At 62.6% G+C, this 14255-nt stretch carries 14 protein-coding genes; 7 read left to right on the top strand and 7 right to left on the bottom strand.

What is annotated here, in order from left to right:
• Positions 1–16: 16 nt before the first annotated feature.
• On the bottom strand, positions 17–2056 hold the full coding sequence (recQ, locus tag KPG71_RS11690) for a DNA helicase RecQ (protein WP_216338241.1): 2040 nt from the start codon (positions 2054–2056) through the stop codon (positions 17–19).
• A gap of 81 nt (positions 2057–2137) precedes the next feature.
• On the bottom strand, positions 2138–2425 hold the full coding sequence (locus tag KPG71_RS11685; protein ID WP_216338240.1) for a YggT family protein: 288 nt from the start codon (positions 2423–2425) through the stop codon (positions 2138–2140).
• Positions 2426–2554: 129 nt separating this feature from the next.
• On the opposite strand from KPG71_RS11685, the gene KPG71_RS11680 reads away from it, so the two are divergent.
• From KPG71_RS11680 to KPG71_RS11650, 7 genes are all read left to right on the top strand, one after another.
• Positions 2555–3091, top strand: coding sequence for an acyl-CoA thioesterase (locus KPG71_RS11680; protein WP_216338239.1), 537 nt, complete (start codon positions 2555–2557; stop codon positions 3089–3091).
• A 53-nt stretch (positions 3092–3144) separates the two neighbouring features.
• Positions 3145–4530 carry an MFS transporter gene (locus tag KPG71_RS11675; protein ID WP_216338238.1) on the top strand — a complete coding sequence of 462 codons (1386 nt, stop codon included), beginning with the start codon at positions 3145–3147 and terminating at the stop codon, positions 4528–4530.
• Positions 4509–5438, top strand: a complete 930-nt coding sequence (mepA, locus tag KPG71_RS11670) for a penicillin-insensitive murein endopeptidase (RefSeq protein ID WP_216338237.1) — start codon at positions 4509–4511, stop codon at positions 5436–5438. The genes KPG71_RS11675 and mepA overlap by 22 nt, the downstream gene beginning before the upstream one ends.
• A gap of 366 nt (positions 5439–5804) precedes the next feature.
• Complete coding sequence (gene arfB, locus KPG71_RS11665; RefSeq protein ID WP_216338236.1) at positions 5805–6224, top strand: alternative ribosome rescue aminoacyl-tRNA hydrolase ArfB; 420 nt, start codon at positions 5805–5807, stop codon at positions 6222–6224.
• An 86-nt stretch (positions 6225–6310) separates the two neighbouring features.
• The gene (locus KPG71_RS11660) at positions 6311–6568 is read left to right on the top strand and encodes a type II toxin-antitoxin system ParD family antitoxin (protein WP_216338235.1); all 258 of its coding nucleotides are present in this window, start codon (positions 6311–6313) and stop codon (positions 6566–6568) included.
• On the top strand, positions 6565–6873 hold the full coding sequence (locus KPG71_RS11655) for a type II toxin-antitoxin system RelE/ParE family toxin (protein ID WP_216338234.1): 309 nt from the start codon (positions 6565–6567) through the stop codon (positions 6871–6873). The genes KPG71_RS11660 and KPG71_RS11655 overlap by 4 nt, the downstream gene beginning before the upstream one ends.
• A 106-nt stretch (positions 6874–6979) precedes the next feature.
• Complete coding sequence (locus KPG71_RS11650) at positions 6980–8035, top strand: hypothetical protein (RefSeq protein ID WP_216338233.1); 1056 nt, start codon at positions 6980–6982, stop codon at positions 8033–8035.
• 6 nt (positions 8036–8041) lie between these two features.
• Here KPG71_RS11650 and pncB read toward each other — a convergent pair whose 3' ends face one another.
• From pncB to KPG71_RS11625, 5 genes are all read right to left on the bottom strand, one after another.
• Positions 8042–9334 carry a nicotinate phosphoribosyltransferase gene (gene pncB / locus KPG71_RS11645; RefSeq protein ID WP_216338232.1) on the bottom strand — a complete coding sequence of 431 codons (1293 nt, stop codon included), beginning with the start codon at positions 9332–9334 and terminating at the stop codon, positions 8042–8044.
• A gap of 85 nt (positions 9335–9419) precedes the next feature.
• Positions 9420–10412, bottom strand: a complete 993-nt coding sequence (locus tag KPG71_RS11640; RefSeq protein ID WP_216338231.1) for a helix-turn-helix domain-containing protein — start codon at positions 10410–10412, stop codon at positions 9420–9422.
• A 40-nt stretch (positions 10413–10452) separates the two neighbouring features.
• Positions 10453–11019 carry a sarcosine oxidase subunit gamma gene (locus KPG71_RS11635; protein WP_216338230.1) on the bottom strand — a complete coding sequence of 189 codons (567 nt, stop codon included), beginning with the start codon at positions 11017–11019 and terminating at the stop codon, positions 10453–10455.
• Complete coding sequence (locus tag KPG71_RS11630) at positions 11012–13960, bottom strand: sarcosine oxidase subunit alpha family protein (protein WP_216338229.1); 2949 nt, start codon at positions 13958–13960, stop codon at positions 11012–11014. Before KPG71_RS11630 ends, KPG71_RS11635 begins: the two co-directional genes overlap by 8 nt.
• On the bottom strand, positions 13957–14244 hold the full coding sequence (locus KPG71_RS11625) for a sarcosine oxidase subunit delta (RefSeq protein WP_216338228.1): 288 nt from the start codon (positions 14242–14244) through the stop codon (positions 13957–13959). The genes KPG71_RS11630 and KPG71_RS11625 overlap by 4 nt, the downstream gene beginning before the upstream one ends.
• Positions 14245–14255 lie beyond the last annotated feature (11 nt).

Below are 14255 nucleotides of genomic sequence, written 5' to 3'. Positions count from 1 at the left end.
TGGCGTTGCAGAGGATTTAATCCGCCGTGTGCAGAACGTCCAGAAAAGCGGTGCCGAAGCGCTCGGCCCGGCGTTCGCCAAGGATGCGGGTCAACTCACCCAGATCGCGCGGGCGCAGCGATGCGACCTTGGCCAGCGCCGAGGCCGGGCAACTCAGCGGTTTGTCGATGCCCGCCTCGCCCCGCGCCAGATCGGCCTGCACCTCCAGCAGGCGGTCATACAATGACCCCGCCGCGCGCCCCGCCAGCTTGCGACGGGTGGGGTGCATCGCTTCGGCCTCGCCATTGATGACAGACAGGAATTCGTCGCCGTAACGCTCAAGCTTTTTCGCGCCAACACCGCTGATCCGGGCCATCTCGTCCAGAGAATTGGGACGCTTTTCGGCCATCTCGATCAGGGTCCGGTCGTTGAACACCACATAGGCCGGAACCTTGGCGGCCTCGGCCAGCGCCCGGCGCTTGGCCTTGAGCGCGGACAGCAGCGGCGCGTCCTCTTCCGACACCAGTGCCTTGGCCGCCGGGCGGCGCGATTTCGACACCAGCGTGTCGCGGCGCAGGGTGATGGATTGTTCGTCGCGCAGGATCGGGCGGGCGGCTTCGGTCATGCGCAGGGCGCCGTAGCGATCGGGATCGGGGCGCACCAGATCATGGCCCATCATCTGCCGGAACACGCCCTGCCAAGTGCGCCGTTCAAGATCACGGCCCACACCGTAGGTGGGCAACTGGTCATGGCCGCGTGCGCGAACCTTGTCGGTTTCGTTACCGATCAGGATGTCGATCAGGTGGCCCGCGCCGAACCGTTCATCAGTACGCAGAATCGCCGACAGCGCCTTGCGCACCGGCTGCGTCCCGTCGAAGGTTTCGGGCGGGGTGTCGCACAGATCGCAATTGCCACAGGGTTCGGCCTGTTCCCCGAAATAGCCCAGCAGGGTCGTGCGACGGCATTCCAGCGCTTCGGCCAGTCCAAGCAGCGCGTTGAGCCGCCCGTGATCGGCCATGCGCCGTTCGGGCGGGGCCAGCCCCTCGTCGACCTGCGAACGGCGCAGGCGGATGTCGTCGGGGCCGAACAGCGTGAGCGTTTCGGCAGGAGCGCCATCGCGGCCTGCGCGGCCGATTTCCTGATAATAGGCCTCGATGGATTTGGGCAGGTCAGCATGGGCGACCCAACGGATATCGGGTTTGTCCACGCCCATACCGAATGCCACAGTGGCCACCACGATCAGCCCGTCTTCGGAATTGAAACGGCTCTCGACAATGCGACGATCTCCGGCCTCCATCCCGCCGTGGTAGTGACAGGCGTTGTGCCCGCCTTCGCACAGGGCGCGCGCAAGGCTTTCAGTCTTGGCGCGGGTGCCGCAATAGACGATGCCGGACTGTCCCTTGCGGGCCGCGGCGAACTCCATGATCTGGCGGCGCGGGCTGTCCTTGGGGGCAAAGGCAAGGTGAATGTTGGGCCGGTCGAACCCGCGCAGGAAACTTTGCGGCGGCTGGCCATCGAACAGCTTTTCGACGATCTCGGCCTGTGTTTCGGCATCGGCGGTGGCGGTAAAAGCCGCCAGCGGAACATTCAGCGCGCGGCGCAACTCGCCGATGCGCAGGTAATCGGGGCGGAAATCATGGCCCCATTGGCTGACGCAATGGGCCTCGTCCACGGCAATCAGCGATACGCCAATTCGGCGCAGCATGCCCATGGCCGACCCGGCGGCAAGACGTTCGGGCGCAATATACAGCAGCTTGAGCCGACCAGCATCAAGCGCATCCCAGACGGCGGCGGTTTCCTCGTCGGTGTTACCTGAGGTCAGCGCGCCGGCCTCGACGCCAGCTTCGCGCAGGGCGCGCACCTGATCGCGCATCAGCGCAATCAGCGGGGAAATCACCACCGTCACCCCATCCCGCATCAGGGCCGGAAGCTGGAAGCACAGGGATTTGCCGCCGCCCGTCGGCATGATCGCCAGCACGTTTTCGCCACGCGCAACGGCGGTCACGATGTCTTCCTGCCCGGGGCGGAAGGCATCGAATCCGAACACATCGCGCAAAAGCGTGGCAGCGCCTGGCATGGAAGTCCTGTGATTTATCTGTCTGCTCTTGGGTAGAGTCTTTCACAGGCCGAGTCGCGGGGCAATACCCCGATGCGCGATCTAGTAGAAGGCGGCGATGTTGTTCACCAGTACGATACGGAGCGCATAGACACCGATCAGCAGAACCAGCGGCGCAAGATCGACCCCCGACATCGGCGGCAGAATGCGGCGAATGGGCTGGTATATGGGTTCGAGAATGCGGTTCAGCATGTGCCAGACCTGGGCAACGAACTGCTGGCGCAGGTTGAGAACCTGGAAATTGATCAGCCAGCTCATGATGACGTGGGCGATGATAAAGAACCACAGCACGTCGAGCAGCAGCATCAGAATCTGGAACAGGGATTGCATCGGCATCGTCCTTTCACCGCGAAACAGCCCAAGACCTATGCGCGCGGCGGCAAAAGCGCAAGTCTGACGCGGGGTTGTGGTTGACGCGGCCCTGCAACCACCCGAAAACCCCACAAAAGGAGAGCCCCCATGTATCCCTTCGTGCGTATGATCTGGCAACTGTTCAAGCACCGCAAGGATTCCCCCCTGCCGGTGACCGGCACGCATGTATCGCGCCACATGTGCCTGCCCTGGGATATCGACCTTTGGATGGAGCTAAACAACGGTCGCACGCTGACCCTGTTCGATCTGGGGCGCTTCCCGCTGGCGCATCGGGTGGGGCTGATCGGCGCGCTGAAGCGGCGGAAATGGGGATTGACGGTGGCGGGCTCCACCGTGCGCTACCGGCGGCGTATCCGGGCCTTCGAAACAATCGAGATGCGCTCGCGCGCGGTCTGGTGGGATGACAAGTTCATCTATATCGAACAGTCGATGTGGAAGGCCTCGGGCGAATGCGCCAATCATATCCTGTTGCGCACAGCCGTGACCGGCAAAAACGGGATTGTCCCGCCCGCAGAGGTCATGGCCGAGGTCGGGCAGGACCTGGCGACACCCGACGCCCCCGGCTGGGTGCAGGCATGGGTTGCTGCCGACGCACAACGCCCGTGGCCCCCGATGCAGGAATAGCTTGCCTCTGGCCATGCGGCCCTGTCATATCGACCCGCAAACAGGGGTTGAGCATGGCAGGCATATCGCAGCGCAAACGAATCTGGGGCTGGCTTTTCTTCGACTGGGCCAGCCAGCCGTATCACACGCTTCTGGTCACTTTCATTTTTGGGCCGTTCTTTGCCTCGATCGCTGCAGAATACTTCATGAATGCCGGGCTGAGCGAACAGGCCGCAGACGCCCGCGCGCAAAGCCTGTGGTCGCTGTGCCTGACCGTGACGGGGTTGGTGATCGGCCTTGGGGCGCCCCTGATGGGCGCTCTGGCGGATACGACAGGGCGACGGTTGCCGTGGATCGTCGGGTTTTCCGCGCTTTACGTTCTGGGGGCGGCAGGGCTGTGGTGGACGCAGCCTGACGGGTCCAACATGTGGTGGGCGCTGTTTTCCTTCGGCATTGGGTTTGTCGGCGCGGAATATGCGCTGATTTTCATCAACTCGCAGCTTCCCTCGCTCGGCTCCGAGGACAAGGTGGGCGCGCTGTCGGGTTCGGGTTTCGCCTTTGGCTATGCGGGCGGATTGCTGGCGCTGATCGTCATGTTGTTGCTGTTCGTAGAGCAACCCTCGGGCAAGACCCTGATCGGGCTGGACCCGGCCTTTGGGTTCGATGCTGCCAGCAGGGAGGGGACGCGGTTTGTCGGGCCGTTCACCGCCACATGGTATGCGGTGTTCATGATCCCCTATTTCCTGTGGGTGCGTGATCTTGGGCCAAAGCCGCAGGGCAAGGGTGTGGGCGACGCGATGCGCCTGCTGGCCAAATCGGTCAAGGGCTTGCGTCAACGGCTGAGCCTGTCTGCCTATCTGGGATCGTCCATGATGTATCGCGACGCCCTGAACGGCCTTTATGGGTTCGGCGGCACCTATGCGGCATTGGTGCTGAACTGGAACATCGTGTCTATTGGAGTGTTCGGCATTGTCGGGGCCATTTCGGCGGCATTGTTCAGCTGGATCGGCGGGCAGGCGGACAAGGTCTTTGGCCCCAAGCCGGTGATCATCGTGGCCATCTGGGCGCTGATCGCCGTCTGTGTCACGGTCGTTGGAATGGACCGACAGCAGATATTCGGCATGGCCCTGACCGAAGGGTCGAAGCTGCCAGACATCGTGTTCTTTGGCTGCGGCGCCCTGATCGGCGGGTTCGGGGGTACGTTGCAGGCGGCCAGCCGGACGCTGATGGTGCGTCATACCGACCCCACCGCGCCGACGGAAAGTTTCGGGCTGTATGGTCTGTCCGGGCGGGCAACGGCCTTTATCGCGCCGGCCCTTATCGGCACGGTCACGACGCTGAGCGGGAGTGCGCGGATCGGCGTTTCCCCTGTGATTGTTCTTTTCCTGATCGGCCTCGTGCTGTTACGCTGGGTCAAAGCAGAAGGGGACAGGGAAAAATGGGCCGTTACCTCGGATTGATCGCATTGGGCCTGATGCTGGCGGGGTGCAATACCGCTTCGCCTCCGCCCGAAACAAGCAAAACCCGTCAAGTCGTATCCACACAGAACATCCCGGCGTCGATGGTCGGGGTGCAGGCCAAACAGTTGTTCGGCAAGGCCGGTGGCGGGTCGCGTCAGGGGGCCGAACCGTTTGGCGGATACTCCAAAGGGTGCCTGGCGGGAGGAGCGCAATTGCCCGAAACGGGCCCCACCTGGCAGGCCATGCGGCTGAGCCGGAACCGCAATTGGGGGCACCCGGAAGCCATTGACTTCATTCAGAAACTATCCCGCACCGCTGCCCGGCAACCGGGGTGGAGCGGACTGTATGTCGGGGATATCAGCCAGCCGCGAGGGGGGCCGATGCTGACCGGGCATGCCAGCCACCAGATCGGGATGGATATCGACATCTGGATGCGGCCTGCGGACCGGCTGAACCTGAGCCGGGCCGAGCGTGAGAGCATCTCGTCGATCTCGATGCGGCGGTCCAGAGGGGCGTTCACGAACGATCAATGGACGCGGGCGCATCACGAGATCATCAAGGCGGCAGCGCAGGATTCGCGGACGGCTCGGATCTTCGTGTTTCCGGGGGCCAAGGTGCGGATGTGCAAGGACGAATCCGGCGACCGGGCGTGGCTGCGCAAGATCAGGCCGTGGTACGGGCATCATTACCATTTCCATGTCCGGCTGAAATGTCCTGATAATGCAAGGGGTTGCGTGAACCAGACCCCGCCGCCTCCGGGGGATGGCTGTGCGGATGCGCAGCAGTGGGTCAACAACATCCTGAACCCGCCGCCGCCCGATCCGAACGCGCCCAAACCCAAGCCAAAGCGCGAGTTGACGATGCATGACCTGCCCCGCCAATGTGTGTCTGTTTTGCAGGCGAACTGACCATATGCTGAGGAAAAAATCGCACCGACCACTGTATTTTGTTTTGACAACGAGAAAATCTGTGGCAGGCTGTGGGTAAGTTCAACAAATGAAAGGAGGTGGTCCAGTGTCTATAAAGGGATTGGAGAGAGGTGCCGGAACAGTTCGGAGGGATCGCGCCTAGAGCAGCCTCTGGGACAGAATTCACCCGAATTGGTGCGGCCTAACCGGCCCCACCTCCGCAAACCTTTAGGGGGCCGTTCCGGGATCGGGACGGCCCTTTGAATTTTCGTACGTTTTGTACGAAGTGTACGCGTGTTTTGTACGAAAATCCGGGGGCGCGGGCGACTGTGCGTCCATCCGGGACGCAAAAGCCGGGGAGCGGGCATGAAAATCACCGACCAGATCGAGATCGAGGACTGGGAACTGACCGAGCAGTTCATCCGCGCCTCGGGCCCCGGCGGGCAGAACGTGAACAAGGTCAGCACGGCGGTGGAACTGCGCTTCGAGGCCGGGCGGTCGCCCAATTTACCAAATGCTGTCAAACGGCGGCTAGAACAGATCGCGGGCCGGAGGTGGACCAAGGACGGCGCGGTGGTGATCCAGGTGGAGGAAACGCGATCACAGGCCCGCAACCGCGAGATCGCGCGGGACCGTCTGGCCGAGCTGATCCGCAAGGCCTGCGAAAAACCCAAACGGCGCATCCCGACGCGCCCGACATTGGGATCGAAGAAACGGCGGCTGAAGGCCAAGAAGGTGCGCGGCGAGGTGAAGGCGCTGCGCGGCAAGGTGGACCGGGAGGAGTGAGCCGGGGCGGTGCGCAGTGAATGCGCACCCTACGGATTGATGAATGTACCAAGGATTGGTATATTCCCGTGTGAAGGAGACAGCCCATGCCGCGCAATACCTCGGTCGTGCTGAGCGATCATTTTAACGATTTCATAACCAGGGCCGTGGAAAGTGGCCGCTACAGTTCGGCCAGTGACGTGGTGCGCGCGGGGTTGCGGATGTTGGAGCGACAGGAAATGGAACTGGAATTCAACCGGTTGAAAGCCAGCCTCGAAGACGCGGACAGACAAGCCGTGACCGGCGAAACGCGGGATGTCGATCTGGAAAGTTTTCTGGCCGCCAAGCGTGACAGATCGGCGTGACGCAATACCGCCTGACGCGATTGGCGGCTGCCGATCTGGACGATATCTGGGAATATTCCAACACACGTTGGGGGCCGGACCAGGCCGACGGATACATCGCCGACCTGTTCGCGTGTTTCGGCCGGGCGGTTGCCACACCAGAGGCAGGGCGCGACAGATCGGCCTTTGTTCAAGATGCACGAAGCCTGCGCGCCGGACGGCATCTGGTGTTTTATCGAACCATCGGAGGCCGCACGGTGATCCTGCGCACCGTGCACGAGGCGCGGAACTGGGCGGCTCTGACATTCGCGGATGAAATAGGGTGAGTTGGGTGGTGCATCAGCGGGTGGGAGTGGGGCGGTGGGTTTGAAATGCGTGGCACTGGAAAAGGTATGATTGATGTATGTGACCAGAAAACCCCGAATCCGCCCCTTGGCAGAGGATTTCGCCGACTTTGTATTGAACGATTTTGGCGCCAAAAGCCTTGATTTGGAAGGTGATGTAGAACGGCGGCCCGATTTTATTCGCGATTCTCTACTAATTGAGCTGAAATCGCTGGAGGTTTCGCCACAAGACAAGATCGAAACCCTGTTTGAGCCAGATAAACAATCTCCAGACTGGCCCATAGCTTATGGTATGCTCAATGAAAAACACTTTAAGAATTCTGAAATCTTAAAGCAGAGAGAAAGACAGCTTAGGAATAAGATTCAGAAGTCCGTACGCGACCATATGAAAAAAGCCAACAAACAAATACGAGACTATGGAGCAATACATCTTCATCAATATTCTGGCATACTTGTCCTTCTCAATGAGGATATATTTGAGTTATCGCCCGAAATGGTAATGCATGCAGTCCAGACAGAACTCAAAAGCAGTGAACAGGAAGAGCGAACACCGTATGATAGTATAAATGCCGTCGTCTATATCACCGAGGCCCACTACTTTCCGATTTCCACTCCTCCATTTGCGGCCAACTATCTATCTGAACTCTTGGTAGGGGAGACTGAACCCTCATTTTCTTTGGGAGCTGAGTTAATTGATGCTTGGGCTCGAAGAAGTTCATCACCTGCGCTTGAGGTATTTCGGGGTGATGGCACTCAAGGGACGGGTCAGATCAATATTGTACCCGAAAAGATGGCAAAAAGTGATTTGTGGCGGCACGAGTACAGAAAGGCTCCCCACCTTGCGAGCTATTCTAGAAAGAAACTCGCAATGCTGTTTTGCAAACATATGATGTTATCGCTGCTGACAATGCACAAGAACAGCCCCGGACATTGCAAACGGGACTTGCAGGGAGAAATGCGCAGGTTCACCGAAGTACTGGAGGAAATGACCCGGCAAGGGCTTGATATGAGAGAGATAACACTGACCAATTCAGTTCAACGTCGTTCGCTAGCTCAACTTAACGCAACGGATGAAGAAAAAGCTTGGCTGAGAGCCAACTTCGTATTTCGCGCCGAAGGCAATACATACCGCCAGGCTGATTAATATATCCTAAACCACCACCTCCATCGCCTCCTGCTCCCCCACTCCGAACACGCGTTTATACCGGGCGATCTCGTCCTCCGGGCCCATGGCCTTGCGCGGGTTGTCGGAGAGTTTCACCGTGGGTTTTCCGTTTGCCGCCACCGCCTTGCAGACCAGTGAGAACGGGGCGAGGGCGTCGCCGTTTGTCAGGCCGCGGAAGTCGTTGGTGAGCAGCGTGCCCCAGCCGAAGCTGAGTTTGACGCGGCCGTGGAATTGCTGATGCAGGTCGATGATCTTGTCCTCGTCGAGGCCGTCGGAGAAGATGATCAGCTTGTCGCGCGGGTCTTCGCCGCGGTCCTGCCACCAGCGGATCGCGATTTCGGCGCCGGTGACCGGGTCGCCGGAATCGATGCGGATGCCGGTCCAGCCGGCCAGCCAGTCAGGGGCGTTTTGCAGGAACCCTTCGGTGCCGTAGGTGTCGGGCAGGATGATACGCAGGTTGCCCGAATGCTCTTCGTGCCAGTCGGCCAGCACCTTGTAGGGGGCCTCGGCCAGTTCGGCGTCGGTTTCGGCCAGCGCGGCGTAGACCATCGGCAATTCATGGGCGTTGGTGCCGATGGCTTCGAGATCGCGGTTCTTGGCGATCAGGCAGTTGGAGGTACCGACGAATTTCTCGCCCAGACCTTCGCACATGGCGCGCACGCACCAGTCCTGCCACATGAAGGAATGCCGCCGCCGTGTGCCGAAATCGGCGATGCGCAGCCCGTCGAAGGGGCGCAGGCGCTCGACCTTTTCCCAGAGTTTCGTCATGGCGCGGGCATAGAGCACCTGCAGTTCGAATTTCTTCATGTCGTGGAGCACCGCGCGCGAGCGCAGTTCCATCAGCACGGCGAGCGCGGGGATTTCCCAGAGCATGACCTCGGGCCATGCGCCCTCGAAGGTCAGTTCGTACTGGCCGTCGCGTTTTTCCAGGTGGTAAGGTGGCAGGCGGAGGTTTTCGAACCACTCCATGAATTCGGGCGTGAACATCTGGCGCTTGCCATAGAAGGTATTGCCGCGCAGCCAGGTGGATTCCCCGCGGGTGAGCGAGAGCGAGCGGATGTGATCGAGCTGTTCGCGCAGCTCGCCTTCGTCGATCAGGTCGGCGAGGCGGATGGATTTGGTGCGGTTGATCAGGCTGAAGGTGACCTGCGTGTCGGGCCTGTTGCGAAAGACCGACTGGCACATCAGCAGCTTGTAGAAATCCGTGTCGATCAGGGAGCGGACGATCGGGTCCATCTTCCAGCGGTGGTTGTAGACGCGGGTTGCGATGTCGACCATGCCGGCCTCCGGGGGAAATTGCGTTCCGGGTGGTTAAAGCAAAGGGGCGGCAGGGTGGCAAGGGCGCGTTGGCGCCCCTGTCCGGTCAGGCGGCCTGCCCCGCAAACGCGTGGCGGCGGATTGCGTCGGGGGTTTCGCGGTATTTCTGGACGAACCATTTCTTCATCAGAGTGACGTTCGAGAACCCGCAGGCCATAGCGAGTTCGCCAAGCGGCATCGAGGTTTGCGACAGCAGGCTGTGAGCGCGATCAAGGCGCAGGTCGCGGTAGACCTTGAGCGGGGTCTGGCGCAGCAGGTCGCGAAAGCCGCGTTCCAGCTTGCGCGGCGACACGTCGAGGATGTCGGCGATCTGGCCGACGGTCAGGGTGTCCTCGAGATGGTCGAGCATGATCTGCAGCGCGTCCGAGATCACGTCGTCGCCCTGCGCCATGCGCCGGTAGCGCCAGTGTTCGCCGCTGCCCGGTTCGGGCTCGGGATCGGACAGGCCGAGATAGCGCGACAGGGCCGCGCGGGTGAATTCGCCGTCGCGGCAGCCCACCAGTTCGACCATCATGCGCATTGCGGCGGCGGGGCTGATGGCGCTGCTGACGGCGTTCTGGTGGCAGGTGGCGGTTTCGGCAAGGTCCAGCGAGCGGGCCAGTTCGCCCACGCCGGGGCGGAAATTGGGATGCACCGACAGGCGCTTGGCCCCCAGCACCCCGGCGGCGAGGGGCACGAACACCGCCGAGCCCACCACGCAGACCCGCGCGGCGTTGCGGATGCAGTCGCGCAGGGCGCCGAGCATGGCGCGATCGGGCTGCCAGGGGCGTTCGGTGCCGCCGACCAGCACCAGCGTCTGGCCCGGCGAACAGACCGGGGCGCGCGCGCAATCGTTGTCATCGGCGCGCAGGTGGGTCCAGCGATAGCTGTCATGCCCCAGAAGCGCATTGGCCGAACGCAGCACGTCGATACAGGCCTCGGCGGCAAAGGCGAGACTGTCGTCCTGGCTGAGGAACACGAAATCGCCAGACAGGCTCCGGCGGGCATGCATCGCGCAGGAAACGTCGGATCGGGCGGTATCCAGGTTTTCATGATACATGGCGTGTTGTCTCTCTCTGGCTTGGCGGATTGCGTATGGGTCAGGAGGTGTTCTTGATCGAGGTTTCGACGGCGTGCAGGAAGGAGTTGGCCGAGGAACTGGCCGACAGCAGCAGGAACGCATCGTCGCCGGTGCGGACGATCAGCGCGCCCAGATGTTCCATCACGGTGCGGGCGGCATCGCCTTCGGCAAAGGCATCGCGGTGCAGGTCGACCGGACAGATGCGTTCCAGAACGGTGCGGCTGTCGGGGCCGGTGATTTCCAGCGCGGTCCAGACATCCGTCTGGTCGGTGGTATAGGCCGTTCCCTTGAGGCGGGTGGCGACGGCACGTTCGGCATCGGGCGTGGCATGCGTGAAGATCACGAAAGCCTGATCGGCGCCAAGGCGGACAAGGCGCGCGCCCTCTTTGGTCAGGATCGAGCGGCCCGGTTCGGGCAGGGCCGCGCCATAGGCGGATTTCACGGCCTTGAGCGCGGCGTCCTCGGCCCCAAGCGGCAGGGCGATGGACACGATCGCCAGATCCGCCGGGGCGTGCAGGCGTGTCGCGCCGACGGTCTTGTCATACCCGGCCAGCGGCGGGGTGGATATCAGCGTATACTCAGGCACGGAGGCGCTCTCCTTCCGGGTCAATGAAGTGGGCGGAAACGATTTCGACTTCGGTTTCGCCACCTTTGAGCGGGTTCACGGCGCGGACGATTTCGCCCATGCGTTCATCGCCGCGTTTAATGAAGCCAAGACCGACGGAATGGCCAAGGCTGGGCGAATACGCGACAGAGGTCATCCAGCCCTGATCGGTTTCGGTGCTGGCGGTTTCGCCGCGATTGACGAAATGCGACCCGGCGGTCAGGGGCTCGGCCCGGTTGACGGGCCGGAAACCGACCAGTTTCACCGCATCGTCGCGGATCATGTCCGGGCGTTGCGACAGGACGTTGCCGATGCACTCCTTTTTCTGGCTGACCATGCGACCCATACCAAGGTTATGCGCCGTGGTCTGGCCGTTGAGTTCGGGACCGGCGGCGTGGCCCTTTTCGATCCGCATGACACCAAGGGCCTCGGTGCCGTAGGGGGTGGCGTTAAATTCGCGGCCCGACTCGATCAGCACGTCCATCATGGAGTTGCCATAGCGGGCGGGCACGGCGATTTCATAGGCCAGCTCCCCCGAGAAGGAGATGCGGAACAGGCGCGCGGGCATGCCGCCGCAAACCGTGACCTCGCCACAGGCCATGAAGGGAAACGCCTCGTTCGAGATATCGTGGCTTTCGTCCACCACCTTGCGCAGCAGGTTGCGCGCGTTGGGGCCGGCGACAGCGAACTGCGCCCAGCCATCGGTGGTGGAAATCATGTGGACATCCATATTGGGCCACAGGCATTGACGGGCGAATTCAAGGCGACGGAACACCAGCACCGCATTGGCGGTGGTCGTGGTCATGACGAAGTGGTTTTCCGACATCCGCGCGGTGGTGCCATCGTCATAGGCGATGCCGTCTTCGCGCAGCATCAGGCCGTAACGGACCTTGCCGACGGGCAGTTTGGCAAAGCCATTGGCATAGACCTTGTTGAGGAATTCGGCGGCATCGCGCCCCTGAATGTCGATCTTGCCAAGGGTGGTCACGTCGCAGATGCCGACCGAATTGCGGGTCATCTCGACCTCGCGGTCGACGCTGTCGCGCCAGCCTTTTTCACCCGGACGGGCGAACCATTGCGCGCGCAGCCAGTTGCCGACTTCGACAAAGGTCGCGCCGTTTTCGGTGGCCCAGTTGTGGCTGGGCGTCAGGCGGTAGGGGCGGAAATCGGTGCCGCGCGAGCGGCCCGCCAGCGCGCCCAGCGGGATGGGCGTATAGGGCGGGCGGAAAATGGTGGTGCCGGTTTCCGGGATCGTCTTGCCGGTGCATTCGGCCATGATGGCCAGCGCCGGGATATTGGCCGTCTTGCCCTGATCGGTGGCCATACCCAGCGTGGTATAGCGTTTCAGGTGTTCAACCGAGCGGAAGCCCTCGCGGTAGGACAGTTTCACGTCCTTCACGGTGACATCGTTCTGCTGATCGAGCCAGGCGCGCTTGCGGCTTTCGCGGACGTGCCAGAAGGCCGAGGATTTGTGCGGCTCGTCCTCGGCGCGGGGGGAGTCGGCCTTGGCGGGGGTGAACCCCAGGGCCTCGATCTGGGCATTGGCGGTGGCCTGCCCTTCGGCCAGTGCAGCGGCCAGGGTAAGCGCGCCGTTGGCGGCCCCGGCCACGGCCATGCCTGCGGGCAGGTTGGCGCCGGGGACAAAGGCGTTCAGATCGTCGCGCCATTCGGGGCGGCCACGCTGGTGACATGTCAGGTGGACATTGGGATTCCAGCCGCCCGACACGGCGAGCGTATCCACCGGGATCACCTGACCGTCTGTCAGGGTGATGGATTTCAGGCCCTTGCGGCCCACGCTGTCCATCACCGCCGCGTTGCGGATGTGGCGGATGCCAGGCAGGTCGATGGGCGCGGGGGCATCGCGGGTGTCGATCACGGCGGGAACGGTGACGCCACGGGCCAGCAGATCGGCAGCGGTGCGCCAACCATCGTCATTGTTGGTGAACACCGCCACCTCCTGCCCCGGCGTGACGCCGAAGCGGTTGGCATAGGCGCGCACGGCCCCGGCCAGCATGACGCCCGGACGGTCGTTATTGCCGAATGCGATGGGCCGTTCGGTGGCCCCGGCGGCCAGAACGGCGCGTTTGGAATAGATGCGCCACAGCACCTGACGGGGCTTACCGCCCGCGTCGGACAGGTGATCGGTGCAGCGTTCGAGCGCGCCATAGGTGCCGTGATCGTAGGCGCCGTAGACCGTGGTACGCGGCATCAGGCGGACGTTGTCCATTGCGGCCAGTTCGGCCACGGCCTGCGCGGCCCAGTCGGCCCCGGCCATGTCATCGACGGCCAGCGTTTCGGCGTTGAGGCGGCCGCCGAGGGTGAAATCCTCGTCCGCCAGCACGACGCGCGCCCCGGCACGGCCGGCGGCCAGCGCGGCGGACAGGCCCGCAGGCCCCGCGCCGATCACCAGCAGGTCGCAATGGATGAAGCCCTTGTCATAGCTGTCGGGATCGTCCTGCATGGACAGGCGGCCAAGCCCCGCCGAGGCGCGGATCACAGGCTCGTACAGTTTTTCCCAGAAGGCTTTGGGCCACATGAAGGTCTTGTAATAGAAGCCCGCCGACAGGAAGGGCGACATCAGGTCGGTCAGCGCCATCAGGTCGAATTCAAGCGGGCCGCGATGGTTCTGGCTGTTGGCGGCGAGGCCGTCGAACAGTTCGACCGTGGTGGCGCGCGTGTTCGGCTCTTGCTGCGCGCCGGAGCGCAACTCCACCAGCGCGTTGGGTTCTTCCGATCCGGCGGTGAGGATACCGCGCGGGCGGTGATACTTGAACGAACGGCCCACGAGGCGCTGGCCGTTGGCCAGAAGCGCCGAGGCGAGCGTATCGCCGGGGTGGCCCGCCATGCGCTTGCCGTTGAAGGTAAAGGCGATTTCCCTCGTGCGGTCGATCTGGCCGCCCGAGATGCGGTTTTTCTGGCTCATTTGTCGCGCCCCCGGCTGCGGGCCACGTCGCGGGCCATCTGCACATCGGTGATTTCGTGAGTGGTGGTGTCGCGCGTGACCACGAGCCATGAGCGGTCGCCCTGTTCGTGATACCAAAGCTCCCGATGGGGACCGGCGGGGTTGTCGCGCAGGTAGGCGTAGTCGTGGAATTGCTGCATGGCGTCTTCGGCCTGCCAGTCGGGGCGGTCGATCAGCGCGGCATCTCCCAGATAGACGAATTCGGCAGCATCGCGGGGGCCAAGCAGGGGGTGGTTGATGATCATCTGTCGTCCCT

Origin of the sequence: Roseovarius sp. PS-C2 (assembly GCF_018862045.1) — a bacterium.
GTDB lineage: Bacteria > Pseudomonadota > Alphaproteobacteria > Rhodobacterales > Rhodobacteraceae > Roseovarius.
Note: the sequence above shows the minus strand (reverse complement) of the source record. Positions and strands in the feature narration are given on the sequence as shown.